Source organism: Bacillus sp. CECT 9360 (genome assembly GCF_918741275.1).
Taxonomy (GTDB): Bacteria; Bacillota; Bacilli; order Bacillales; family DSM-1321; genus Peribacillus.
Genome location: NZ_CAKKNA010000011.1, coordinates 1 through 24,433 on the forward strand (window position 1 = coordinate 1; position 24,433 = coordinate 24,433).

A 24,433-nucleotide genomic window follows, 5' to 3' on the forward strand; every position below is an offset into this window, starting at 1 on the left:
CAAGCTAGTAAGATCCCTGAAAGATGATCAGGTAGATAGGTCTGAGGTGGAAGCGTGGTGACACGTGGAGCTGACAGATACTAATCGATCGAGGACTTAACCAATTTGTTTTGAAGTGACGTAAAAACCCTTACTGTTATCTAGTTTTGAAGGAACAAGGTTCCTTTATATGTTTGGTGACGATGGCGAAGAGGTCACACCCGTTCCCATTCCGAACACGGAAGTTAAGCTCTTCAGCGCCGATGGTAGTTGGGGGATCTCCCCCTGTGAGAGTAGGACGTCGCCAAGCAAGCAGAAGATCAGTCGAATAGGCTGGTCTTTTTTTGTGTTTTAAAACCGAAGGTTAGTAAGAAGTTCAAAGTATGATGGGAGTTAAGTAAAGAAAGTCAGGCCCTGGATGGGGAGGAGCAAGGAGGTCGAGGAAACGAGTGAGTGAGGACCGGAATGTACTATGTACATGAGGACCGGAGCGAAGGAAGCTTGACGAAGAGATCCGCGGCTCATCGCCATCCAGGAGTCCGAACACGGAAGTTAAGCTCGAGCGCCGATGGTAATTGGGGGATCTCCCCCTGTGAGAGTAGGACGTCGCCAAGCAAGCAGAAGACCAGCCAATTGGCTGGTCTTTTTTGCGCTTCCGAAGTTTCGCTTAAATCAACTGGGTTTTTGCATAAATCAGCTATACTTTCGCTTAAATGGACGATAGTTTCGCTTAAATCCCCCTGAGTTTCGTTTGAATCACAAAATGATGCAAAAAAAGCATTCTTGTACTTACAATAGAAGACCTCATTCAGACAACTGTCCCCTTAAATTTAGCTCACCACCCCTATTTTCCTGGAATATCATATACTTCACCTTTCTGCACTTGCTTGCCCTTCTTCAAAAGCATAAAGCCACTTACCGCATAAAGAAGGGAGGCAATGTAAAAAATACTGCCTATAGTGAGGAAGTCGATTAAGTAACCAGTTAGAATGATGGCAATGGCAGCGCCTGCGGATGTCCATACATGATATTTTCCTATCTCGATACCGGCGGTTTCTTTTGATACATTCCTTGCAAGAGAGGTTTTTTCCGAATTTCTTTGTACGGCTCCTAAAAGGCCCATAATGATCTGAAGGACATATACATGCCATACTTCCGTCATGAGGGGGAGAAACAAGAGAATGACAGCCATGGACCAAGAGTAGGTGGCAAACAAGACGCTGTCTCCAAGCCGGTCTGCCAGTCTTCCGATGACGGGATAAGCTAATGCCGAAGTCAGGGCAAAGAGACCGTAAGCCCAGCCGAATTGGGAGTAGCTGTTCCCGACATTGTTAAGCAACAACACATAAAACGGAAATATCATGCTGCCGGCAATGGAGATGATGCTCTGATAATAGAGAAATCGTTGATAATTCATTTTTTATACTCCTCATAAAAAAGACTTTGAAATCGTTCTTCGGGATCGTATTTGCGTTTCAATTGAAAGAATTCATCTGAACGCGGGTAAGCTTGCTTGAATTGCTGTTTGGTAGGATACGAATAATACGGTAAATAGTAACTACCGTTATGTTCAAGCGTTAAATTTAGCATGTCGTTGATCACTTGTTTGGTTTTTTTTATATCCTCCGCTGAGGTTCCTTGGTTGATTAGTAAAACAAGTGCGAACATATTATCCTTTGAAAAGGACATGACGGAATGATCGTTTTTTTCTACGTAGCGCACTGTAATATTAAGTAGATTGAAATCATCCTCCTTTTCCAATATTGTTCTCAAACCGTCAATGTAGTCTGCAAATTCGTTTACAGGCACAAAATATTCCTGTAAGACTTCTGTTTTTTCAGCATGATCATACTCCATAAACAGACTGTCTGACCGCATCACGTTATTACGTGTTTCAAAATCGCCGTCTATGTTTTTTGCAAATGACTTTTGCGTATTCCAAAATACATTTTTCCCCCAGTCGCTGTGCCGGGATAACCCTAAAAAGAATTTTGGAAGGGCGATGATGTTTTCTTCTTTCAATTTATTGAAATCCTTTAGTTTCTTTTGATCGGATGCAATTATATAATCCGTTATATACATTTCCTTCAGCAAGCTGTCTGGAGCTACAGAGATTCGGGACATATGCATTCTTACCTGGTTATCATTCTTTACTTCCTTTTCAAAGTAGGAAGCATAATCTTTGTAATTGATTGTTTTTGTTCTAATCTTATATAACTCGTCATCTGTTAGTTGCAGCGTTACATCTAAGATGATGCCGAACAAACCGTACCCTCCAATAACGAGCGGGAATAACTCGGAGTTTTCGGTTCTGCTGACGTTTATAATCTGGCCATTAGCATTCATGAGGCGAAATGATTTTACTGTATCAATTAACGCATCGTTACGAATATCGCGGCCATGGACATTTACACTAAGTGAACCTCCGACGGTGAATATATTTTGCGATTGCATGACCTTAACCGCTAAGCCATGAGGGTTGATATGTCGTTGAATGTCATCCCAGGTTGCCCCGCTTTGAACGGTGATTGTTTTTTCTTCAAGATCAAGATCGAGTATTTTATTATAATTCTTCATATCGATCATGATGGCGTTCGGGTAGTAGGTATGGCCTCCCTGGCTATGCTGCATGCCGGCAATTGAAATCTTGTCATTCTTTTCGATGAGTTGTCGGAAATCTCTTTTCTCGGTTGCGTGCTCGATGCTTTTTACTTTAACCGGCAACAGCCTTCCTTTATCTTCAACTTCAGGATGAGATACATTCGTTTGATAAAGGTGCAAAGAACTTCCAAATACAGCGCAATATATAGCCAAAAGGAGGAGGAGATCCCAGGCAAACTTTTTTTTCATTTTAAAATCCCTTCCCGTCAGATTCCTTTATGTTTCCATAATATTCATGAATATAGTGTAATTTTACACTTTTATTGAATTAATTCAATAAGATTTTAAATAAAGCACGCTTGAATTTTCCAGTCAATTATCTTAATCTAGTGTGAGGTTGTGTGAATAGGGTAAAATAATCGAAAACAGGGCTATAGTAAAGGGGACGTGGTTGGGTGCTTCAAAATAGTACGACAATGGTCTTGATTATTCTTTTAATTAATATTGTCTATGTATCTTTTTTTACGATCCGGATGATTCTAACTCTGAAAGGGCAGAAATATTTAGCCGCGGGAATCAGTATGATCGAAGTGATCATTTATGTCATCGGCCTGGGGCTTGTGCTCGATAACCTCAATGAGATACAGAATTTGATAGCCTATGCGGTTGGGTATGGGATTGGCGTGCTTGTTGGGATGAAAATCGAGGAGAAACTGGCACTCGGATATATTACTGTGAATGTTATAACGGCTGAATACGATAAGGATTTGCCGAGACAATTAAGGGAGAAGGGGTACGGTGTAACGAACTGGCTTGCGCATGGGTTAGAAGGTGATCGGATGGCTCTGCAAATATTGACACCAAGAAAATATGAACTGAGGCTGTATGATACAATAAAACAACTTGACCCGAAGGCGTTTATAATCGCCTATGAACCTAAGACGATTTATGGCGGTTTCTGGGTGAAATCAGTAAAGAAAGGAAAGCTGTTTCGTGAGCCAGAAAAAGAAAGAGATCTTTGAGGTCGCAGAGGGGGAGAGCATCGATGCCTGCCTGGAAAGAATCAAGGCAGCAGGATATATTCCCGTTAAACGAACGGAAAAGCCAATATTTGAAGAAAGAGTAATAGATGGAAAAGTCCAATATGAGCCAATTAAAAGAAAAATTGTGTTTGAAGCAAAATTATTAGAGTAAAACACGAACATTAACGATCTTTAAACTCCTTATCATTCGATTTATAACTTGACAAAATTGATGCTGTCCTAGTAAGATGGGGGTATAAAAGAATTCTCTCATATAATCCTGGGGATATGGCCCGAAAGTTTCTACCCAATAACCGTAAATTATTGGACTATGAGGGAAAGTAGATACTTTATCTGGATTACATATGTCTTTTGTATGTATTAAAAAAGACTACGATTCCGGACAGACTACTTTCTCGATTTTGAGATAGTCTGTCCGGTTTTTTTATTATTAGGATTTCGTGCTTTCGCTTAAATCGATATATTAGATTGAAATAAAATCCCAACTGTTGGAGGAGAAGCCAATGAAACCGCAAGTTGGCGTTATAATGGGAAGTGTTTCTGATTGGGAAACGATGAAGTATGCGTGTGAAACGCTTGAACAGTTGGAGATTCCTTTTGAGAAAAGAGTAGTATCTGCGCATCGGACTCCTGATTTGCTGTTTGAATATGCCGAAAGTGCAAGGGACCGGGGTATTAAGGTCATCATCGCCGGTGCTGGAGGCGCGGCCCACCTTCCTGGTATGACAGCGTCCAAAACGACGCTGCCGGTGATTGGGGTGCCGGTTCAGACAAAGGCGCTGAACGGAATGGATTCGTTATTATCAATCGTTCAAATGCCGGGCGGCGTTCCGGTTGCGACCGTGGCCATCGGGAAAGCCGGATCTATCAACGCGGGGCTTTTGGCGGCACAGATTTTGGGATCGCATGACAGCACAGTCGCGGAAAAGCTCGAAGCCATGCGAAATGAAACGAGAGAAAAGGTGTTGCAAAGCAGTGAGCATCTTAAATAATAAAACCATATTACCTAGAGATACAATTGGAATCATTGGTGGCGGGCAGCTCGGCAGGATGATGGCTCTCTCCGCGAAGTCACTCGGTTTTCATGTCGCAGTATTGGATCCGACAGAGAATTGTCCATGCGGACAGGTCGCCGACTTTGAAATAAATGGCGCTTACGATGATTTGGATTCAATCGAAGAGCTTGCGAGAATCAGTGATGTTATTACATTCGAATTTGAAAATATTAACTTTGAGGCGCTTGAATGGTTAGAGGATCATGCCTATGTGCCACAAGGATCAGAATTACTGAAAATCAGCCAGGACAGGCTGCTTGAGAAAGCGGCTATCTCGATGACCGGGGCCTCTGTTGCGCCTTATTTCGCCGTTAATAATCTCCACGATTTGTACAACGGGATTGAAAAGGTAGGGTATCCGTGTGTTTTAAAGACAGCACGCGGGGGCTATGACGGAAAGGGACAGCTTGTTATCCGGAGCGAAGTAGATATAGCAAAAGCAACGGACGTCCTGATCATGGGAAAGTGTGTACTAGAAGCATGGATCCCATTTGTGAAGGAAATCTCGGTTATCATTACCCGGAAAGTAAATGGTGATAGCAGCTGTTTTCCAGTGGCCGAAAATATTCATTACAACAATATTTTAGATAAAAGCATCGTGCCTGCAAGAATTAGTGGGCAAGCGGAAGCTGAAGCTATAAAGCAAGCAAAGCTACTTGCGGATGAACTCGAATTGGTCGGTACGCTTGCGGTGGAGATGTTCCTGACAGCAGAGGATGCAATCATTATCAACGAACTTGCGCCAAGACCCCATAATTCTGGACATTATACGATGAATGCATGCGAAACTTCGCAGTTCGAACAGCATATTCGTGCGATTTGTAACTGGCCGTTAGGCAATACTAATGTATTGAAGCCGGTGGTTATGGTGAATATTCTTGGACAGCATCTGGATGGCATCACCAGTCATATTGCTAACTTATCAGATTGGAAGCTTCACCTTTATGGAAAAGAAGAGGCAAAACACAATCGGAAAATGGGGCATATCAATATTTTGCGCCCATCAATTGATACGGCACTTTCTGAAATTAACAGCAGCGGATTTTGGAATCTGCAGGCTGAAACGGAGGATATTTCATGATTGAACGTTATACACGCCCGGAAATGGGCACAATTTGGACAGATGAAAACCGGTTTAATGCCTGGCTTGAAGTGGAGATCCTTGCCTGCGAGGCGTGGGCTGAACTTGGTGTCATTCCAAAGGAAGATGTAAATCTTCTTCGCGAGAACGCTTCTTTCAATATTAACCGCATCAATGAAATTGAAGAAGAAACGCGCCATGATGTCGTTGCTTTTACCCGTGCGGTTTCCGAAACATTGGGTGAGGAGCGCAAGTGGGTCCATTACGGATTAACATCAACGGACGTTGTGGATACAGCCCTTTCCTATGTATTAAAGCAAGCGAATGAGATTTTAGCAAAAGACCTCGAGAGATTCGTCGAAATCCTGAAAAACAAAGCTCAAGAGCATAAATATACCGTAATGATGGGACGTACACATGGCGTTCATGCGGAACCAACGACTTTTGGACTGAAGCTGGGCCTCTGGTATGAGGAAATGAAACGAAATGTCGATCGCTTTAATGAAGCCAGGAAAGGTATCGAATTCGGAAAAATTTCCGGAGCGGTCGGAACCTATGCCAATATCGACCCATTTGTGGAGCAATATGTTTGTGAGAAATTGGGACTACAGGCAGCGCCTATATCCACCCAAACATTGCAGCGTGACCGCCATGCGCATTACATGGGCACAATTGCCTTGATCGCGACATCGATTGAAAAGTTCGCAACCGAGGTGCGCGGCCTTCAAAAAAGTGAAACGCGTGAGGTCGAGGAATTTTTCGCAAAAGGCCAAAAAGGCTCGTCGGCGATGCCGCATAAAAGAAACCCGATCGGCTCTGAAAACATGACGGGAATGGCGAGGGTAATCCGCGGTTATATGATGACTGCCTATGAAAACGTGGCTCTATGGCATGAGCGTGATATCTCGCACTCTTCAGCGGAACGAGTAATCCTTCCCGATGCGACCATCGCCTTGAACTATATGCTGAATCGTTTTAGCAACATCGTGAAGAATTTAACGGTATATCCGGAAAACATGAAACGCAATATGGATCGTACGCTTGGCTTAATTTACTCACAACGTGTGCTATTGGCGCTTATCGAAAAAGGCCTAGTGCGCGAGGAAGCGTATGATACCGTGCAGCCTAGAGCAATGGAAGCCTGGGAAACGCAAGTCCATTTCAGGGAACTGCTTGATAAGGATGAAAAAATAACAAGCCTGCTCACAAAAGAAGAGCTCGATGATTGCTTTGATTATAATTACCATTTGAAAAATGTAGATTTGATTTTTGAACGATTAGGTTTGTAAATGCTGGGGCGGAGGATCGCCGAAAAACGGTTACATCCTCTGCTCCAACATCTATTTTTTACAGATTTCCGTTGGATTATCACGTTTGTGCTCGATGATCAGGATTTCTGCTCGATAAATCAAATTTGTGCTCGATAATCAGGATTTCTGCTCGATAAATCAAATTTGTGCTCGATGATCAGGATTTCTGCTCGATAAATCAAATTTGTGCTCGATGATCAGGATTTCTGCTCGATAATTCAAATTTGTGCTCGATAATCAGGATTTCTGCTCGATAATTCTAATTTGTGCTCGATGATCAGGATTTCTGCTCGATAATTCAAATTTGTGCTCGATGATCAGGATTTCTGCACGATAATTCAAATTTGTGCTCGATAATCAGGATTTCTGCACGATAATTCAAATTTGTGCTCGATAATCAGGATTTCTGCTCGATAATTCAAATTTGTGCGCGATAATCAGGATTTCTGCTCGATAAATCAAATTTGTGCCCGATAATCAGGATATCTGCTCGATAATTCAAATTTGTGCTCGATAATCAGGATATCTGCTCGATAATTCAAATTTGTGCGCGATGATCAGGATTTCTGCACGATAATTCAAATTTGTGCTCGATAAACAGGATTTCTGCTCGATAATCTAAATTTGTGCTCGATTAACAAGATTCCTGCTCGATTATGTAATTTCTGTAACTATAAAATTCCTAATATTCCAAATCTGGAGGGCTGACTGATGAAAAAGCTTGATCTGCTATATGAGGGAAAAGCGAAACGAATTTACGCAACGGATGAAAACGGATTGGTGTGGGTGGAGTATAAAGATTCCGCCACAGCCTTTAATGGTGAAAAGAAAGCCGAGATTGCCGGCAAAGGAATCCTGAACAACAAGATTACAAGTTTGCTATTTTCCAAGCTTCATAAAGAAAACATTGCTTCGCACTTCGTTGAGCAGCTTTCCGATAGGGAACAGCTGGTCAAAAAAGTCGACATCATCCCCCTTGAAGTGGTCGTCCGGAATACGGCTGCCGGCAGTCTGTCAAAGAGGCTGGGCATCCCGGAAGGAACTCCTTTTAAAAAACCGATCGTAGAATTCTATTACAAAGATGACGCTCTCGGTGACCCCTTATTAACAGAAGATCATATCGAAGAATTAGCACTCGCAAACAAAGAAGAAGTCGAGATCCTAAAGCACAAAGCGTTGCAAATAAACCATGTTTTAATTCCGTTTTTCAAAGAGCTCGGAATCTCTTTAATCGACTTTAAATTGGAATTCGGTAAAACCGCAGCAGGAGTTATTCTGCTTGCTGATGAAATTTCACCGGATACATGCCGGCTTTGGGATATCGAAACGAATGAACGGTTGGACAAGGATGTATTTCGCCGGGATTTAGGCAATTTAACTGATGCATATGAAAAAATCTTAACGAAGCTGGGGGAAAACCTGCATGTATAAAGTCAAAGTATATATCACATTAAGAGAAAGTGTGTTGGACCCACAGGGAACCGCTGTTCAGCAATCCTTGCAGAGTATGGCATACAACGAAGTGAAGGATGTCAGGATCGGCAAATTTCTTGAACTTTCGCTAGAAAAAAGTGATCGCGATGTTGATCAGCTCGTTCGTGTAATGTGTGAAAAGCTGTTGGCGAATACGGTGATTGAGGACTATCGATATGAAATCGAGGAGGTTGTCGCTCAATGAAATTTGCAGTGATCGTCTTTCCCGGCTCCAATTGTGACAGTGATATGTATCATGCAATCAAGGATGAACTCGGCGCGGAAGCGGAATTTGTCTGGCATACAACAGACAGCCTCGAAGGTTATGATGGGATATTGCTTCCAGGAGGCTTTTCTTATGGAGATTATCTTCGAAGCGGTGCGATTGCCCGTTTTTCAAAGGTGATGTCAGAAGTAATCAAAGCGGCGGAAGCAGGCAAGCCGGTTCTCGGTGTGTGCAACGGATTTCAAATTTTATTGGAAGCAGGACTGCTTCCAGGGGCGATGCGCAGAAATAAAGATTTGAAATTTATGTGCCGCGTAGCGGAGTTGAAGGTTGAAAACAATCAGACGATCTTTACAAATGGATATCAACAAGGAGAAGTTATCTCTATACCAATCGCCCATGGTGAAGGTAATTATTATTGCGATGAGCAAACCCTGGCAGAATTAAAGGAAAATAACCAAATCGTTTTTTCCTATCATGAAATAAATCCGAACGGAAGCCTTAACGACATAGCAGGAATTACAAATAAAAGCGGCAATGTACTCGGTATGATGCCACATCCGGAGCGGGCAGTCGACATGCTTTTAGGAAGTGCAGACGGATTAAAACTGTTTCAATCAATCGTAAAAAGCTGGAGGGAATCACATGTCTTTACTGCTTGAACCAACACCGGAATTGATCAAATCAGAACGCATCTATGCACAAATGGGATTATCTGACGCGGAATTTACGATGGTTGAAGAAACCCTTGGCAGGCTTCCGAATTATACGGAAACCGGACTGTTCTCGGTTATGTGGTCCGAACACTGTTCATATAAGAACTCCAAGCCGGTGCTAAAAAAGTTCCCTGTTACAGGCGAGAGAGTTTTACAGGGGCCCGGGGAAGGAGCAGGAATCGTTGATATTGGCGATAACCAGGCGGTTGTATTTAAGATCGAAAGCCATAACCATCCGTCAGCCATCGAACCATACCAGGGCGCAGCTACAGGAGTTGGCGGCATCATCCGTGATGTGTTTTCGATGGGGGCCCGGCCAATTGCCCTACTAAACTCACTGCGTTTCGGAGAATTGGATAATCCGAGAGTTAAGTATTTGTTTAAAGAAGTAGTAGCCGGTATTGCAGGTTACGGCAACTGTATCGGAATCCCGACTGTTGGCGGAGAAATCCAATTCGACCCTTCCTACGCGGGAAATCCGTTAGTGAACGCGATGTGTGTAGGCTTAATTAATCATGAGAATATTAAAAAAGGACAGGCGCATGGAGTCGGAAACACAGTCATGTATGTAGGTGCTAAAACAGGTCGAGATGGCATTCACGGGGCAACCTTTGCTTCCGAAGAACTAACGGACGCTTCCGAAGAAAAACGGCCGGCAGTCCAAGTTGGGGATCCTTTCATGGAAAAGCTGTTGCTTGAAGCATGTTTAGAATTAATTCAATCGGATGCGCTGGTTGGGATTCAGGATATGGGAGCGGCAGGATTAACAAGTTCAAGCGCTGAAATGGCCAGTAAAGCCGGCTCTGGAATTGAAATGAATCTGGATTTTATCCCACAACGAGAAACCGGAATGACCGCTTATGAAATGATGCTTTCCGAATCTCAGGAGCGCATGCTCATCGTCGTAGAAAAAGGACGTGAGCAGGAAATCGTCGATTTATTTTCCAAATACGGTCTTGAAGCCGTTTCAGTCGGTGTTGTCACCGATGATAAAAACCTGACACTTTTCCATAAAGGTGAATTGGTAGCTAAGGTAGCGGCTGATGCATTGGCGGAAGAGGCGCCAGTGTATTATAAACCTTCCCGGGAGCCGCTTTATTATCAAGAGTTCCAGCAGATGGAGAGCAAATCTTATAAACTGGCTGATTACGGTGAAACCCTTAAGAAATTACTTTCCCAGCCTACGATTTCCAGCAAGGAATGGGTGTATGACCAGTATGATTATATGGTTCAGACAAATACGGTCGTCGTGCCAGGTTCTGACGCGGCTGTTGTGAGAATAAGAGAAACTAATAAAGCACTTGCGATGACAACCGATTGTAACTCCCGTTATTTATACCTCGATCCGGAAGTCGGAGGCAAAATTGCGGTAGCCGAGGCGGCGCGCAATATCGTCTGTTCAGGTGGGGAGCCGTTAGCGATTACGGATTGCTTGAATTTCGGAAACCCGGAGAAGCCGGAGATTTTCTGGCAAATTGAGAAAGCGGCCGACGGGATGAGTGAGGCATGCCGTACGCTAAGCACACCAGTCATTGGCGGAAATGTTTCACTGTACAACGAAAATAACGGTGTAGCCGTATATCCGACACCGGTAGTGGGCATGGTCGGCTTGATCGAAGACATCAACCATGTGACTACGCAGACGTTTAAAAATGCGGGCGATTTGATCTATGTGATTGGAGAAACGAAAATTGAATTCGCGGGCAGCGAGCTTCAAAAAATGATTGAAGGTAGAATTTTCGGCAAAGCTCCATCCATTGACTTAGAAGTTGAGAAAGAGCGCCAGGCTCAAATTTTAGCAGCTATTAAAAACGGCTTGGTCTCTTCAGCCCATGACCTTGCGGAAGGCGGTCTAGCTGTTGCGGTTGCTGAATCATTATTCGGGACAAGTCATCTAGGTGCTAATATTAAAGTAACCGGCGATGTAGCAGTTGCTCTATTTAGCGAAACCCAATCCCGTTTCTTGATCTCGGTTAAATCTGAGCATCGCCAAGCGTTTGAAGGAATAGTCCAAGACGCAGTGAATATTGGAGAAGTGACAAGTAACGGTGTTTTGACAGTGGTGAATGAAGAAAATAATAGATTGGTTGACGCAAATGTCGGTGAATTACACGAAGCCTGGAAAGGAGCGATCCCATGCTTGCTGAAATAAAAGGCCTGAATGAGGAATGCGGTGTATTTGGTGTTTGGGGACATCCGGACGCGGCCCAGATTACGTATTATGGATTGCACAGCCTCCAGCACAGAGGGCAAGAAGGCGCTGGTATGGTGTTAAGTGACGGCGGGAAACTGAGGGGTGTAAAGGGAGAAGGACTGGTTACCGAAGTGTTTCCCGCTGAGAAAATGCAGGATCTTTCTGGTATCGCCGCGATCGGTCACGTGCGCTATGCGACAGCAGGTGGCGGTGGCTATGAAAACGTCCAGCCGTTTCTATTTAACTCTCAAAGCGGCGGGCTTGCCCTTGCCCATAATGGGAATCTCGTCAATGCGAAACAGCTGAAAGGGCAGCTTGAAGCACAGGGCAGTATCTTTCAAACGACATCCGATACCGAAGTATTAGCCCATTTAATTAGAAGGGGCGGTTTTTCGGACATTAAGGAACGAGTTAAAAATGCGTTAGGGATGCTAAAGGGCGCCTATGCGTTCCTGATCATGACCGAAACTGAAATGCTGGTTGCGGTAGATCCACATGGCCTTCGTCCACTTTCGCTCGGAAAAATAGGGGACGCTTATGTCGTGGCTTCCGAAACATGTGCCCTCGATATTGTCGGCGCTGAATTTGTCAGGGATTTTGAACCGGGTGAACTGGTCATCATGAACAAAGATGGCATACATTCGGAACGTTTTGCCACATCAAGCCAGCGTTCAATGTGCACGATGGAATACGTCTATTTTTCCCGTCCGGATAGCAATATTGATGGCATCAATGTTCATACCGCGAGAAAAAATTTAGGGAAGCAGCTGGCGATGGAAACATTGATTGACGCAGACGTCGTTACAGGCGTTCCTGATTCGAGCATTTCTGCGGCAATCGGCTATGCGGAAGCTGCAGGCATTCCTTATGAAATGGGCTTGATTAAGAACCGTTACGTGGGACGAACATTTATCCAGCCGTCGCAGTCTCTTCGAGAGCAAGGCGTGAAAATGAAGCTAGCACCTGTAAGAGGTGTAGTGGAAGGCAAACGCGTCGTTATGGTCGATGACTCGATTGTCCGTGGCACAACAAGCAAACGAATTGTCACAATGCTCAAGGAAGCGGGGGCAAAAGAGGTACATGTCTGCATCAGTTCTCCACCTATTAAAAACCCTTGCTTCTATGGAATTGATACATCTTCTAGGGACGAATTAATTGCTTCCGAAAAATCGGTAGAAGAAATCAGAAAGCTGATTGGCGCCGATTCACTAACCTTCTTAAGTGTGGAAGGCATGGTTAAGGGCATTGGACGGCCCTTCGCTGGGGAGACTCATGGCCAGTGTCTTGCGTGCTTTACCGGTCAATATCCAACAGAGATCTACGAGCAGTCAGTACAAGATTTACAAAAATGCTGATGGGGAGGATTAACAATGGCAAACGCATATAAGCAGGCCGGGGTAGACATTGAGGCTGGCTATGAATCGGTTACCCGGATGAAAAAACATGTTCAGCGCACAATGCGCCCGGAGGTCATGAGCGGTCTCGGTGGTTTTGGCGGCATGTTTGATTTATCAACACTCGGTTTAAAAGAGCCCGTTTTAGTTTCAGGGACCGATGGTGTGGGGACGAAGCTGCTTTTGGCGATCTTGCTTAATAAGCATGATACCATCGGGATTGACTGTGTAGCTATGTGCGTCAATGATATCGTCGTCCAGGGAGCCGAACCGATTTACTTCTTAGACTATATTGCCTGCGGCAAAGCCCTTCCTGAAAAAATCGAAAGCATTGTACAAGGTGTGGCAGACGGCTGTGAACAGGCGGGAGCAGCGCTAATCGGTGGCGAAACAGCTGAAATGCCGGGAATGTATGATGCAAACGAATACGATGTCGCCGGATTTGCCGTTGGTGCGGTTGAAAAATCTAAGCTGGTTACCGGAAAAGACATCTCTCCGGGGGATCTTGTCATTGGCCTTGCATCAAGCGGGATTCACAGCAATGGTTACTCCCTCGTGCGCAAGGTGTTGCTGCAGGATTCTCAAATGGAATTAACAGAACACATGGACGAACTAGGCTGCACGCTAGGTGAAGAATTGCTGAAGCCTACTAAAATATATGTAAAATCGATCTTGTCAGCTTTGGAAACGTATAAGCTAAAAGGGATGGCCCATATAACCGGCGGCGGATTTATCGAAAACCTCCCGCGCATGCTTCCTGAACATACAGGGATTGAAATCGAGCTGGGGAGCTGGAGTATCCCGCCGATTTTTAAGCTGCTCGAAAATAAAGGGAACCTGTCTCATGAAGAAATGTTCAATATTTTTAACATGGGAATCGGCATGGCTGTCGTTGTCAGTCCCGAAGACAAAGACCGTGTTTTAAGCCATTTTGAAGGCTGCGGCGAAAAAGCCAGTGTGATCGGTAAAGTGGTTAATCGTGAAGGAGTGTCTTTTACCCGATGAGAAAAATCGCGATTTTTGCATCAGGGAATGGGAGTAACTTTCAAGCGATATACGAAGCTGTAAAAGCAGGAAGCCTGCAGGCGGACATCAGTCTGGTCGTGAGTGACAAAAAGGATGCCTATGTCCTTGAAAGAGCGAATTCAGCAGGCTTTGAGACATTCAGCTTTACACCAAAAGAGTACAAGAGTAAAGAAGATTTTGAAACAGAAATATTGATGAACCTTCGTGAACTTGGAGTAGAAGTCATTGTTTTAGCGGGATATATGCGTTTGATCGGGCCGACGCTTCTGCGTGAATTTTCGGGCAGGATTGTTAATATCCATCCGTCCCTGCTCCCGGCTTTTCCAGGAAAGGATGCAATCGGACAAGCGTTTGTTGCCAAAGTGAAGGTGACGGGCGTAACGGTTCATTATGTGGACGAAGGGATGGATACCGGGCCGATCATCGCCCAGCAGGAAGTACCGGTGCTCGAAGGAGATACAAGAGAGACACTGCAACAGCGGATCCAGACAGCGGAGCATGAACTATATCCGTCTGTTTTAAAAGGGATATTAGAGAAAAATGAGTACATTCATGTGGAGGGATAAAAGTGGCTAAAAGAGCATTGCTTAGTGTTTCCGACAAAACCGGCATTATTGAATTTGCACAAGGATTAAAAGAAGCCGGTTTTGAAATCATATCTACTGGAGGCACGAAGAAAGCATTAACTGAAAATGGCATAGAGGTGACAGGAATCAGCGATGTAACCGGATTTCCTGAAATTTTGGACGGACGTGTGAAAACATTGCATCCTAATGTCCATGGTGCTCTCTTGGCCCGACACGGAGACCCAGAACACCAAAGACAGCTCGAAAAGCATAATATCACCCCGATTCAGCTGGTCTGCGTCAATCTGTATCCGTTCCAACAGACAATCGCGAAGCCGGACGTTACTCCTGAAGATGCGATTGAAAACATCGATATCGGTGGACCGACGATGCTCCGCTCAAGCGCTAAAAACCATGAATATGTAACAGTCGTTACGGATCCTGCCGATTACGGGGCAGTCCTTACCGAATTGTTTGAACAAGGTGAAGTCCAGCCTGCAACGAGGAGAAAACTGGCTGCAAAAGTATTCCGCCATACGGCCTCATATGATGCTGTCATCTCGGAATACATGACAAAGCTTGCTGAAGAAGAGAATCCGGAAAGCCTGACGGTGACATTTGAATTAAAACAAACGCTCCGCTACGGGGAAAACCCGCATCAAAAAGCGTCCTTCTATAAAAAGCCGCTGGGCTCCGCATTCTCGATCGCTCAGGCAGAACAGCTTCATGGTAAAGAGCTTTCCTACAATAATATTAATGATGCAGACGCTGCCATACAAATCGTGAAAGAGTTCAAAGAACCGGCAGCCGTTGCAGTCAAACATATGAACCCATGCGGTGTTGGAACAGGCTCCACTATTACGGAAGCATTCAAAAAAGCGTATGAAGCAGATGAAACCTCCATTTTCGGTGGTATTGTCGCGTTGAATCGGGAAGTCGATGAAGAAACGGCCGAGATGCTGAGCGGGATTTTTCTGGAGATCGTGATTGCCCCGGCTTTTTCAAAAGAAGCCTTTGAAATCCTGACCGCTAAGAAAAACATTCGTCTGCTCACAATTGACTTTAATGGAAACCAAAAGATTGAACGCAAATTAACTTCCATCGAAGGAGGCCTGCTTGTCCAGGATATGGACACATACGGATTAGATCAGGCAAATATCATTGTCCCGACAAAACGCCAGCCGACTGGTCAGGAGTGGGAAGCATTGAAGCTGGGCTGGAATGTTGTCAAGCACGTAAAGTCCAACGCGATTGTTGTCTCTGACGATAAAATGACACTAGGTGTCGGTGCGGGTCAGATGAACCGTGTTGGAGCTGCAAAAATAGCCTTGGAACAGGCGGCTGAGCGGGCAAAGGGCAGTGCATTAGCTTCGGATGCCTTCTTCCCGATGGATGACACAGTGGAGGCAGCAGCAAAAGCAGGCATTACAGCTATCATTCAACCTGGTGGCTCTGTCCGGGATGAAGATTCAATCAAGAAAGCCGATGAATATGGCATTGCCATGGTATTTACAGGCGTACGGCATTTTAAGCATTGATGTCTGAAGTCGTTTCAAGCGGGTATATAGAAAATACTACGCTTTTAATTTGGGATGAGGTGGGTTCATGAATGTGTTAGTCATTGGCCGTGGCGGCAGAGAGCATGCCATCGCCCGAAAGCTGAAAGAAAGCAAGCGAGTAGATAATGTGTACGTGGCACCAGGCAATCCGGGAATGGAAGATGTCGCCGAGCTGGTTTCCATCCAGGAAAACAATCATGAGGGCCTCATTTCCTTCGCAAAGGAAAAGAAGGTTTCTTTAACAGTCATCGGGGCGGAAATCCCTTTGCTGAATGGACTGGCTGATGATTTTAAAAAGGCAGGCTTACGGGTGTTCGGACCTGAACGGCTGGCCGCTGAAATTGAAGGCAGTAAATCATTTGCCAAGGATTTGATGAAAAATTACAACATTCCAACCGCAGCATATGAAACGTTCTCCGACTTTGAACAGGCTAAAGCCTATTTGGAAGAAAAGGGAGTTCCAATCGTGATAAAAGCCGACGGACTTGCGGCCGGAAAAGGTGTTGTCGTCGCCCAGACGATGGAAGATGCACTGGAGGCATTATACGAAATGCTGGTTAATGCTAAATTCGGACAATCGTCAGCTAAAGTGGTCATAGAAGAGTATTTAGACGGCGAAGAGTTTTCATTCATGGCTTTTGTAAATGGTGAAAAAGTATACCCAATGGTCATCGCTCAGGACCATAAACGGGCTTTTGACGGAGATAAAGGTCCGAACACCGGAGGGATGGGCGCTTATTCACCAGTGCCGCAAATTCCTGATAACATTGTCGAAAAAGCTTTGGAAACGGTGCTAAAGCCGGCTGCTTCCGCACTCGTTCAGGAAGGGCGCCACTTCACGGGTGTGTTATATGCAGGATTGATCGCGACGACTGACGGGACCAAAGTCATTGAATTCAACGCCAGATTCGGCGACCCGGAAACACAGGTTGTCCTGCCAAGAATGAATAGCGATTTTGTCGACGTGCTTGAGTCAGTACTAGAAGGAAATGAACTCCAAATCGACTGGGATGATTCTCCGGTGCTTGGAGTGGTCGTAGCGGCGCAAGGTTATCCGGGTGAATATGAAAAAGGCAGTATCATTAAAGGGCTCGAAGATGTAAGTTCTGATACGCATATCTATCACGCGGGGACGGCAAAAAATGACTCGGGTGAATATGTCTCGGGCGGTGGCCGCGTATTGCTGCTGGCCGCAAAAGGCGCCGATCTCCTCGCAGCCCAGGCAAGTGTCTATAAAGAGCTTGAACAGCTCCAAAAGGACGGGCTGTTTTGGCGAAAAGATATTGGCCACAAAGCGATTCAGTACGACTTTTCGTAAGAAATGGGAATGCTAGTTAGTTTGGATAATAAAAGTCCTAGTTTGGATAATAAATCCTGGGTTCGGATAATAAAAGTCCTGGTTGGATAATAAATCCTGGGTTCGGATAAAAAAGTCCCGGTTTGGACAATAAACCCTGTCCCGGATAATAAATAGCTCGGTGAATTTCTAATTACATGCAAAAACGCTTGGGGGGGCCCCTAAGCGTTTTTTTACATGTCATTGCTTTTCATCCCATTTGCCGGAACCTTCGCTGTTTAGGAGACCCTGACTTTTCTTATACAATGCCGTTACCGGACAAAACTTGAGAATCCCCTCGCCAATCTTCATGGCGGCAAGCGCGGCCATGAGTATGTAGGATTCTCGCCATGGCTTCTTGACGAGCTTGGCTGTTGTCCATGCGAGTACCGTAAACCCGAATGTAATCCGGATCAAAGCATTCACAATTCCGATATTTTGCTGGACTTTCAATGAAATGACTCCCTTCATAAAAGATTAAAACTTTACTGTGTTAAAATGTTAAATGTGGTATTATATAAGAAAACTAATTTGACTTTCTTTAATTTACCAATTAATTAAAGCGCTTACAATATAAGGGGAGTATGTTCATGCTGGAACAGCGATATCGATGGAAAAACAAGCATCTGCGTGAGCATGTAGCTGTATTGGACGGCAAAAAAGCGCCGCAGATGCTGCTTAAAGATGCTGTCTATTTAAATCAGGTTTTTAGAAAATGGATGAAAGCGAATATTTGGATTTACGACGACCGGATCGTGTATGTCGGGGAAAAGCTTCCTGATAACCTTGAAGGCTGCGAAATTATTGATTGTAAGAATCAATATCTAGTCCCTGGTTACATAGAACCCCATGCCCATCCGTTTCAAGTTTATAATCCCCTTTCCCTTTCGCAATATGCATCTAATTTTGGAACCACAACGTTGATTAACGATAACCTGGTCCTTTTTTTACAATTAGAAAAAAAGAAAGCGTTTTCCCTTTTGGAGGAGTTTAAGGAGGTCCCTGCCACGATGTACTGGTGGAGCCGGTTTGATGCGCAGACTGAGCTTCAGAACGAAGAAATGATTTTTTCTCATGGAGAGGTAAAAGCATGGCTTGAGCATGATGCTGTTCTACAGGGCGGGGAGCTGACAAGCTGGCCAAGGCTTCTGGCGGGCGATGATATGCTGCTTCACTGGATGCAGGAAACAAAGCGGATGCGGAAGCAAATTGAAGGCCATTTTCCAGGAGCCTCTGAAAAAACATTGGCAAAGATGATGCTGTTTGGAGCAGATGCCGATCATGAGGCGATGACGGGTGAAGAGGTAATGACCCGCTTGATGCAAGGATATACCGTATCACTGCGTCATTCATCCATTCGCCCTGACTTGCCCAAGCTGTTGGATGAAATCCAGGAGCTCGGTTTAGAGCATTTTGATAAATTATTATTCACGACGGACGGCTCGCCGCCATCTTTTTATGAACAAGGCTTACAAGACAACATGATCAGGATGGCGATTGAGAAGGGCATTCCTGTCATTGACGCCTATAATATGGCGACCATTAATATTGCGAAGCATTACAACATTGAATACTTGCACGGCAATATTGCTACAGGCAGGGTCGCGAATATTAATTTCCTTGAAGATAAAGAGAATCCGACCCCTGTTTCTGTGTTGGCTAAAGGACATTGGGTAAAGCGCGATGGAATAGAAAGTCCTGATTTAGCGACAATCAATTGGGATCAATATGGTTTTAGTCCAATGAAGCTGGACTGGGGTATTGAACCGAATGATTTAGAGTTTTCGATGCCATTTGGAATCGAGATGGTCAACGATGTCATTACAAAACCGTATTCCATTACTTCAGATGTGTCATACGAAGAATTGTCCTTTGACCATGATGAATCTTTCTTAATGATGGTTGATGCAAATGGTAAGTGGAGAATCAATACGCTTATTAAAGGATTTGCGAATAAATTGTGCGGATTTGCCAGTTCTTATTCTAACTCCGGTGATATCATCCTGATTGGCAAGCGGAAGAAGGATATGATCACCGCCTTTAATCGAATGAAGGAGATTGGCGGAGGAATCGTCATAACTGAGCATGATAAGGTCATATATGAACTTCCTTTAACATTAAAAGGTATCATGTCCAAAGAACCCATTCCTGAACTGATAGAGAAAGAAAACGAGCTGAAGGCTCTTTTAGCAGAAAGGGGCTATCCTTTCTCTGACCCGGTCTATAGTCTGTTATTCTTTTCATCTACACACCTACCATATATACGCATTACTCAGCAAGGCATGTATGATGTCATGAATAAAACGGTACTCTTTCCCCCGATAATGCGATAAAATATAGAAAAAGATAAATTTCCAAAGTTGGGGAAGCCTTTCAAAAGGCAGGGAGTGTTAGAAATGAAGCTAAAAGTAACCGTTATTTTATTGGCTGTATCTATACTCATTACCGGATGTAAAAGCGAAGAGGATGCTAAGCCAAAAGAGAAAGCAATCGAGATAAGTTCAAAAGTAGAAGAAAAGCAGTTTTCGAATACCTTTCCACTATCTGGAATCGGCACGAATGAAGAGCCGGAGGGAAGGGCGGTCGCCGTAATGATCAATAATCATCCAGACGCTCGCCCACAATCAGGTCTATCCAAGGCGGACATCGTGTATGAAATGCTTGCCGAGGCCGAAGTTACAAGATTCCTAGCCGTTTACCAAAGTGAAAAGCCGGAAAAGGTAGGCCCTGTACGCAGTGCCAGAGACTATTATATTAGATTGGCAAAAGGGCTCGATGCGTTGTTCATTGCCCATGGATACAGCCCTGATGCCAAAGCTCTGCTTGCCGGGGGCTATGTCGACCACTTAAATGGAATCGCATATGATGGCACGTTGTTCAAGAGGGTAGACTTCCGAAAGGCGCCGCACAATTCGTACATCACCTATAAGAATATCGAAAAAGGCGCCGAAGACAATTCATTTGATCTGGACAGCCAGCCAGATCCATTTACTTTTTTAACAGAGAAGCAGTCTAAGGACCTGCAGGGGAATTCGGCTCTGTCTGTGCTGATTTCTTATGGTTCGCCAATCTTTGATGTGACCTTTGAATATGATGAAGAATCGGGCAAATACAAACGCTTTTCAGGCGGCGAACAGACCGTGGAATATGAAAAAGAGACCCCGGTGTTGCTGGATAACATATTCATCATTGAAGCGTCCCATCAGGTTATTGACAATAGTGGACGTCGTGATATTAACTTAGAAAATGGCGGAAAAGGCTATTTGCTTCAAAAAGGGAAAATGAATGAAGTACAATGGCAAAATAAAGACGGCCATATCGTTCCGGTAAAGAACGGGGCAGAAATGGGACTGGTACCGGGAAAAACATGGGTTAATATTATTCCTGATCAACCAGGTTTAATTGAATCTGTATCTGTTGATCCTGAGTAACTAGTTCATTAAAGGGAGTAATGGTATGCAAATTGAAAAATTAAGAGGAAAAGACCTTGATCAGCTGTTTCAAGCTGTTTTATCTCTAAAAGACTTAGATGAGTGCTATCGCTTTTTTGATGATTTATGTACGGTAAATGAAATACAATCACTGGCCCAACGGCTCGAAGTGGCACGGATGCTTGAGGAAGGCAAAACATACCACAAAATCGAAACGGAAACAGGGGCCAGCACGGCAACCATTTCGCGTGTGAAAAGATGCTTGAACTACGGAAATGATGCCTACACAATGGCGCTTGAACGAATTAAAGAAGATTAATTTTATAGAACTCCTAAGGCCGGGGAAGGATATCCCCGGCTTTCGTTTTTTAATATACTCTCTTTTTTTATCATTTTTCTTAATGCTATAATGGTTTAATGGAAGCTAGAATGGAGGATTACGATGTATGATTTTCGCGAGTGGAAGCATGCTTTCAAACTCGATCCTAATAAAGCAATAACGGACGTTGAATTGGAGAGGATTTGCGAATCCGGGACAGATGCGGTCATTGTCGGCGGTTCGGATGGGATCACCCTGGAAAACGTTCTTGATTTAATGGCCAGGGTGCGAAGATTTACAGTTCCTTGTGTGCTTGAAGTTTCTTCGATAGATACAGTCACCCCTGGGTTTGACTTCTATTTTATCCCGACCGTCCTTAATAGTACCGATCCCGATTGGATGATGAATTTGCATCATCAGGCTGTGAAAGAATACGGTGAAATCATGAACTGGGATGAAATGATTGTTGAAGGCTATTGCATCTTAAATCCTGATTGTAAGGCTGCAAAGCTGACAAAAGCGAATGCAGTGCTGGATACGGACGATGTGGCGGCTTACGCATTAATGGCCGAGAAAATGTTCCATCTACCTATTTTTTATCTGGAATACAGCGGGACATATGGCGATCCCCATGTGGTGGAAATGGCCAAACAAAATCTGTCCGAAACGGTTCTTTTCTACGGAGGCGGCATTAAAACGGCAGAACAGGCAAAGGAAATGGCCCAGTTTGCCGATGTAATCATTGTGGGAAATGTTGTATATGACGATTTGCCTATGGCTTTGAAAACCGTTTCAGCAGTAAAATAAATGTTTAAATCACTAAAAAAGTTAATTAATCGTTTGATTATCTATAGTATAATAAAAGGAACAAATGTTCGAATGGGGCGGTGTTTTCATGCAATACTTATCTGATAAATTAGTGAATGGATTAAATGAGCAGCAACAGAAGGCTGTGAAAGCAACGGACGGGCCGCTTTTGATCATGGCCGGGGCGGGGAGCGGAAAAACACGGGTGCTTACCCACCGTATTGCTTATTTAATGGTGGAAAAACAAGTAGCGCCGTGGAATATCCTTGCGATTACGTTCACGAATAAAGCTGCGCGTGAAATGAAAGATAGGATCCGCAATTTAATGGGAGGTGCAGCGGATGAAATCTGGGTTTCAACCTTCCACTCGATGTGCGTTCGGATTTTGCGGCGTGACATTGACAGGATTGGCTTTAACCGGAATTTCTCCATCCTTGACACAACCGATCAACAGTCAGTCATTAAACAGATATTAAAAGATAAGAATATGGATACGAAGAAATTTGATTACCGGGCTATTTTAGGAACCATCAGTTCCGCGAAAAACGAGCTGATGACAGCTGATGACTTTGCCAAAACGGCTGGCGGGTATTTTGAGCAGACAGTAGCGGAGGTTTACTCGGAATATCAGAGGCGTCTCCGTAAAAACCAGGCACTCGATTTCGATGACTTGATCATGATTACCATTCAGTTATTCCAAAGGGTACCTGAAGTTCTGGAATATTATCAGCGCAAATTTCAGTATATCCACGTCGATGAGTATCAGGATACGAACCGGGCCCAGTACATGCTCGTAAAACAGCTGGGTTCCCGTTTCAAAAACCTGTGTGTCGTAGGTGACTCCGATCAGTCCATTTACGGATGGAGAGGGGCCGACATTGCGAATATCCTTTCCTTTGAGAAAGATTATCCGAATGCCACTGTGATTTTCCTTGAACAAAACTATCGTTCCACGAAAAGAATCCTTCAGGCAGCAAACGAAGTGATCGCCAAAAACAGCAACCGGAAGCCTAAAAATCTCTGGACGGAAAATTCTGAAGGCAACAAGATTTTATATTTAAGGGCTGACAATGAACAGGGTGAGGCCCAGTTTGTCGCCGGAAAAATAAACGAAGTAACAAGGGACAGTTCCCGTAAGTTCTCGGATGTTGCCATCCTCTACCGGACGAATGCGCAATCGCGTGTAATGGAGGAAGTTCTGTTAAAATCCAATATTCAATACAGCATTGTCGGTGGCATCAAGTTCTATGATCGGAAGGAAATTAAGGATATTCTTGCGTATCTTCGCCTGATTGCAAATCCGGATGATGATATTTCCCTTCGTCGTGTCATCAACGTGCCCAAACGCGGGGTAGGCGCTACATCTGTTGATAAGATTGGCGACTATGCGATGATGAATGATCTGTCCATGTTCCAAGCGCTTCAGGAAATTGAGCAAATCGGGTTAAGCCCGAAGATAACAAAGACGGTACGAGATTTTCGCGATCTTGTTCACGGCTACACACAAATGCAGGAATATCTATCGGTAACGGAGCTAGTCGAAGAGATTCTCGGGAAAACAGGATACCGTGAAATGCTTGAAGCGGAAAAGTCGATAGAGTCCCAGAGCAGATTAGAAAACATCGACGAGTTTTTATCCGTAACGAAAAGCTTTGAGGAAAAAAATGATGATAAATCATTGGTAGCCTTCTTAACCGATTTGGCACTCGTTGCCGATATCGACCAGCTTGACGAAACAGAGGGCCCTCAGGATACGGTGACATTGATGACCCTACACTCGGCAAAAGGATTGGAATTTCCTATCGTGTTTTTGCTCGGGCTTGAGGAAGGCGTGTTCCCTCACAGCCGATCGCTGATGGATGAAGAAGAAATGGAAGAAGAGCGCCGCCTGGCTTATGTAGGCATTACTCGGGCGGAAACGGAGCTTTATTTAACGAACGCGCAAATGCGCACATTGTATGGACGGACGAATATGAACCCGGTTTCGCGGTTTATTTCCGAGATCCCCGAAGACATTCTTGAAGACTTGCAGCCGAAGACAAAGACGCCTGCTTTCATGTCTTCATCAAGTCATCAAAGAGGCATGCAGCAGCGATCCGCTACATTTGGCCGGGCCGTTTCTCCGCCTACCTCAACAGGAGGGGAAGAGATCGGCTGGAATGTAGGTGACAAAGCCTCCCATAAAAAATGGGGAGTCGGAACAGTTGTCAGCGTGAAGGGTGAAGGAGAAGGGAAAGAACTCGACATCGCGTTTCCAAGTCCAACCGGCATTAAACGGCTGCTTGCTAAATTCGCACCGATTCAAAAGGTGTAGGGG

The 24,433-nt window shown here is 44.4% G+C and carries 22 protein-coding genes, 2 rRNA genes and 1 riboswitch; of the genes, 21 read left to right on the plus strand and 3 right to left on the minus strand.

Features of this window, described 5'->3' with window-relative positions:
• Positions 1-104, plus strand: a 23S ribosomal RNA gene (locus LQ216_RS14100); the annotation flags it as partial.
• A gap of 68 nt (positions 105-172) precedes the next feature.
• Positions 173-289, plus strand: a 5S ribosomal RNA gene (gene rrf, locus LQ216_RS14105).
• A 534-nt stretch (positions 290-823) separates the two neighbouring features.
• Here the strand turns inward: rrf and LQ216_RS14110 are convergent.
• A complete protein-coding gene (locus LQ216_RS14110; protein ID WP_230130125.1) occupies positions 824-1,396 on the minus strand; it encodes an MFS transporter in 573 nt (190 codons plus the stop codon).
• Complete coding sequence (locus LQ216_RS14115; RefSeq protein ID WP_230130126.1) at positions 1,393-2,829, minus strand: FAD-binding oxidoreductase; 1,437 nt, start codon at positions 2,827-2,829, stop codon at positions 1,393-1,395. Before LQ216_RS14115 ends, LQ216_RS14110 begins: the two co-directional genes overlap by 4 nt.
• Positions 2,830-3,056: 227 nt before the next feature.
• Here LQ216_RS14115 and LQ216_RS14120 point away from each other — a divergent pair, with 227 nt between their 5' ends.
• The 14 genes from LQ216_RS14120 to purD all read left to right on the plus strand — a co-directional run bounded on the left by LQ216_RS14120 (position 3,057) and on the right by purD (position 17,541).
• Positions 3,057-3,602 (plus strand): DUF2179 domain-containing protein, encoded by a 546-nt coding sequence (locus LQ216_RS14120; protein WP_230130284.1) that lies wholly within the window; start codon positions 3,057-3,059, stop codon positions 3,600-3,602.
• The gene (locus LQ216_RS14125) at positions 3,574-3,774 is read left to right on the plus strand and encodes an NETI motif-containing protein (protein WP_230130127.1); all 201 of its coding nucleotides are present in this window, start codon (positions 3,574-3,576) and stop codon (positions 3,772-3,774) included. The genes LQ216_RS14120 and LQ216_RS14125 overlap by 29 nt, the downstream gene beginning before the upstream one ends.
• Before the next feature lie 78 nt (positions 3,775-3,852).
• A riboswitch (purine riboswitch) is annotated at positions 3,853-3,954 on the plus strand.
• A gap of 172 nt (positions 3,955-4,126) precedes the next feature.
• Complete coding sequence (gene purE / locus LQ216_RS14130; RefSeq protein ID WP_230130128.1) at positions 4,127-4,615, plus strand: 5-(carboxyamino)imidazole ribonucleotide mutase; 489 nt, start codon at positions 4,127-4,129, stop codon at positions 4,613-4,615.
• A complete protein-coding gene (gene purK / locus LQ216_RS14135) occupies positions 4,599-5,759 on the plus strand; it encodes a 5-(carboxyamino)imidazole ribonucleotide synthase (protein ID WP_230130129.1) in 1,161 nt (386 codons plus the stop codon). Before purE ends, purK begins: the two co-directional genes overlap by 17 nt.
• Positions 5,756-7,048: an adenylosuccinate lyase gene (gene purB, locus LQ216_RS14140; protein ID WP_230130130.1), complete on the plus strand. Its 1,293-nt coding sequence runs from the start codon at positions 5,756-5,758 to the stop codon at positions 7,046-7,048. The genes purK and purB overlap by 4 nt, the downstream gene beginning before the upstream one ends.
• Before the next feature lie 732 nt (positions 7,049-7,780).
• Entirely contained in the window at positions 7,781-8,500 is a 720-nt protein-coding gene (gene purC, locus LQ216_RS14145) for a phosphoribosylaminoimidazolesuccinocarboxamide synthase (protein ID WP_230130131.1), read from the plus strand.
• Positions 8,493-8,747, plus strand: coding sequence for a phosphoribosylformylglycinamidine synthase subunit PurS (gene purS, locus LQ216_RS14150; protein ID WP_230130132.1), 255 nt, complete (start codon positions 8,493-8,495; stop codon positions 8,745-8,747). Before purC ends, purS begins: the two co-directional genes overlap by 8 nt.
• Positions 8,744-9,430: a phosphoribosylformylglycinamidine synthase subunit PurQ gene (purQ, locus tag LQ216_RS14155; protein WP_230130133.1), complete on the plus strand. Its 687-nt coding sequence runs from the start codon at positions 8,744-8,746 to the stop codon at positions 9,428-9,430. Before purS ends, purQ begins: the two co-directional genes overlap by 4 nt.
• Entirely contained in the window at positions 9,414-11,636 is a 2,223-nt protein-coding gene (purL, locus tag LQ216_RS14160) for a phosphoribosylformylglycinamidine synthase subunit PurL (RefSeq protein ID WP_230130134.1), read from the plus strand. Before purQ ends, purL begins: the two co-directional genes overlap by 17 nt.
• Positions 11,621-13,033 (plus strand): amidophosphoribosyltransferase, encoded by a 1,413-nt coding sequence (purF, locus tag LQ216_RS14165; RefSeq protein ID WP_230130135.1) that lies wholly within the window; start codon positions 11,621-11,623, stop codon positions 13,031-13,033. Before purL ends, purF begins: the two co-directional genes overlap by 16 nt.
• Before the next feature lie 15 nt (positions 13,034-13,048).
• The gene (gene purM, locus LQ216_RS14170; RefSeq protein WP_230130136.1) at positions 13,049-14,077 is read left to right on the plus strand and encodes a phosphoribosylformylglycinamidine cyclo-ligase; all 1,029 of its coding nucleotides are present in this window, start codon (positions 13,049-13,051) and stop codon (positions 14,075-14,077) included.
• Positions 14,074-14,664 (plus strand): phosphoribosylglycinamide formyltransferase, encoded by a 591-nt coding sequence (gene purN, locus LQ216_RS14175; RefSeq protein ID WP_230130137.1) that lies wholly within the window; start codon positions 14,074-14,076, stop codon positions 14,662-14,664. The genes purM and purN overlap by 4 nt, the downstream gene beginning before the upstream one ends.
• 2 nt (positions 14,665-14,666) lie before the next feature.
• Positions 14,667-16,202, plus strand: coding sequence for a bifunctional phosphoribosylaminoimidazolecarboxamide formyltransferase/IMP cyclohydrolase (purH, locus tag LQ216_RS14180; protein ID WP_230130138.1), 1,536 nt, complete (start codon positions 14,667-14,669; stop codon positions 16,200-16,202).
• A 67-nt stretch (positions 16,203-16,269) separates the two neighbouring features.
• Positions 16,270-17,541: a phosphoribosylamine--glycine ligase gene (gene purD / locus LQ216_RS14185; RefSeq protein ID WP_230130139.1), complete on the plus strand. Its 1,272-nt coding sequence runs from the start codon at positions 16,270-16,272 to the stop codon at positions 17,539-17,541.
• A 219-nt stretch (positions 17,542-17,760) separates the two neighbouring features.
• On the opposite strand, the gene LQ216_RS14190 is transcribed toward purD, so the two are convergent.
• Complete coding sequence (locus LQ216_RS14190) at positions 17,761-18,012, minus strand: DUF2892 domain-containing protein (protein WP_230130140.1); 252 nt, start codon at positions 18,010-18,012, stop codon at positions 17,761-17,763.
• Positions 18,013-18,149: 137 nt separating this feature from the next.
• On the opposite strand from LQ216_RS14190, the gene LQ216_RS14195 reads away from it, so the two are divergent.
• From LQ216_RS14195 to pcrA, 5 genes are all read left to right on the plus strand, one after another.
• Positions 18,150-19,892 (plus strand): adenine deaminase C-terminal domain-containing protein, encoded by a 1,743-nt coding sequence (locus tag LQ216_RS14195; protein ID WP_230130141.1) that lies wholly within the window; start codon positions 18,150-18,152, stop codon positions 19,890-19,892.
• A gap of 63 nt (positions 19,893-19,955) precedes the next feature.
• Positions 19,956-20,990 carry a DUF3048 domain-containing protein gene (locus LQ216_RS14200; protein ID WP_230130142.1) on the plus strand — a complete coding sequence of 345 codons (1,035 nt, stop codon included), beginning with the start codon at positions 19,956-19,958 and terminating at the stop codon, positions 20,988-20,990.
• Positions 20,991-21,015: 25 nt separating this feature from the next.
• Positions 21,016-21,309 carry a YerC/YecD family TrpR-related protein gene (locus tag LQ216_RS14205; RefSeq protein WP_230130143.1) on the plus strand — a complete coding sequence of 98 codons (294 nt, stop codon included), beginning with the start codon at positions 21,016-21,018 and terminating at the stop codon, positions 21,307-21,309.
• Between the two features lie 123 nt (positions 21,310-21,432).
• Positions 21,433-22,116, plus strand: coding sequence for a heptaprenylglyceryl phosphate synthase (locus LQ216_RS14210; protein WP_230130144.1), 684 nt, complete (start codon positions 21,433-21,435; stop codon positions 22,114-22,116).
• A gap of 88 nt (positions 22,117-22,204) precedes the next feature.
• Positions 22,205-24,430, plus strand: a complete 2,226-nt coding sequence (gene pcrA, locus LQ216_RS14215; RefSeq protein WP_230130145.1) for a DNA helicase PcrA — start codon at positions 22,205-22,207, stop codon at positions 24,428-24,430.
• The last annotated feature ends 3 nt before the right edge of the window (positions 24,431-24,433 follow it).

Excerpts from the sequence above, each read along its gene's own strand:
- LQ216_RS14110 (WP_230130125.1), bottom strand. The coding sequence starts at position 1,396 with ATGAATTATCAACGATTTCTCTATTATCAGAGCATCATCTCCATTGCC.
- LQ216_RS14115 (WP_230130126.1), bottom strand. The coding sequence starts at position 2,829 with ATGAAAAAAAAGTTTGCCTGGGATCTCCTCCTCCTTTTGGCTATATAT.
- LQ216_RS14120 (WP_230130284.1), top strand. The coding sequence starts at position 3,057 with ATGGTCTTGATTATTCTTTTAATTAATATTGTCTATGTATCTTTTTTT.
- purE (WP_230130128.1), top strand. The coding sequence starts at position 4,127 with ATGAAACCGCAAGTTGGCGTTATAATGGGAAGTGTTTCTGATTGGGAA.
- purB (WP_230130130.1), top strand. The coding sequence starts at position 5,756 with ATGATTGAACGTTATACACGCCCGGAAATGGGCACAATTTGGACAGAT.
- purC (WP_230130131.1), top strand. The coding sequence starts at position 7,781 with ATGAAAAAGCTTGATCTGCTATATGAGGGAAAAGCGAAACGAATTTAC.
- purS (WP_230130132.1), top strand. The coding sequence starts at position 8,493 with ATGTATAAAGTCAAAGTATATATCACATTAAGAGAAAGTGTGTTGGAC.
- purQ (WP_230130133.1), top strand. The coding sequence starts at position 8,744 with ATGAAATTTGCAGTGATCGTCTTTCCCGGCTCCAATTGTGACAGTGAT.
- purL (WP_230130134.1), top strand. The coding sequence starts at position 9,414 with ATGTCTTTACTGCTTGAACCAACACCGGAATTGATCAAATCAGAACGC.
- purF (WP_230130135.1), top strand. The coding sequence starts at position 11,621 with ATGCTTGCTGAAATAAAAGGCCTGAATGAGGAATGCGGTGTATTTGGT.
- purM (WP_230130136.1), top strand. The coding sequence starts at position 13,049 with ATGGCAAACGCATATAAGCAGGCCGGGGTAGACATTGAGGCTGGCTAT.
- purN (WP_230130137.1), top strand. The coding sequence starts at position 14,074 with ATGAGAAAAATCGCGATTTTTGCATCAGGGAATGGGAGTAACTTTCAA.
- purD (WP_230130139.1), top strand. The coding sequence starts at position 16,270 with ATGAATGTGTTAGTCATTGGCCGTGGCGGCAGAGAGCATGCCATCGCC.
- LQ216_RS14195 (WP_230130141.1), top strand. The coding sequence starts at position 18,150 with ATGCTGGAACAGCGATATCGATGGAAAAACAAGCATCTGCGTGAGCAT.
- LQ216_RS14200 (WP_230130142.1), top strand. The coding sequence starts at position 19,956 with ATGAAGCTAAAAGTAACCGTTATTTTATTGGCTGTATCTATACTCATT.
- LQ216_RS14205 (WP_230130143.1), top strand. The coding sequence starts at position 21,016 with ATGCAAATTGAAAAATTAAGAGGAAAAGACCTTGATCAGCTGTTTCAA.
- LQ216_RS14210 (WP_230130144.1), top strand. The coding sequence starts at position 21,433 with ATGTATGATTTTCGCGAGTGGAAGCATGCTTTCAAACTCGATCCTAAT.
- pcrA (WP_230130145.1), top strand. The coding sequence starts at position 22,205 with ATGCAATACTTATCTGATAAATTAGTGAATGGATTAAATGAGCAGCAA.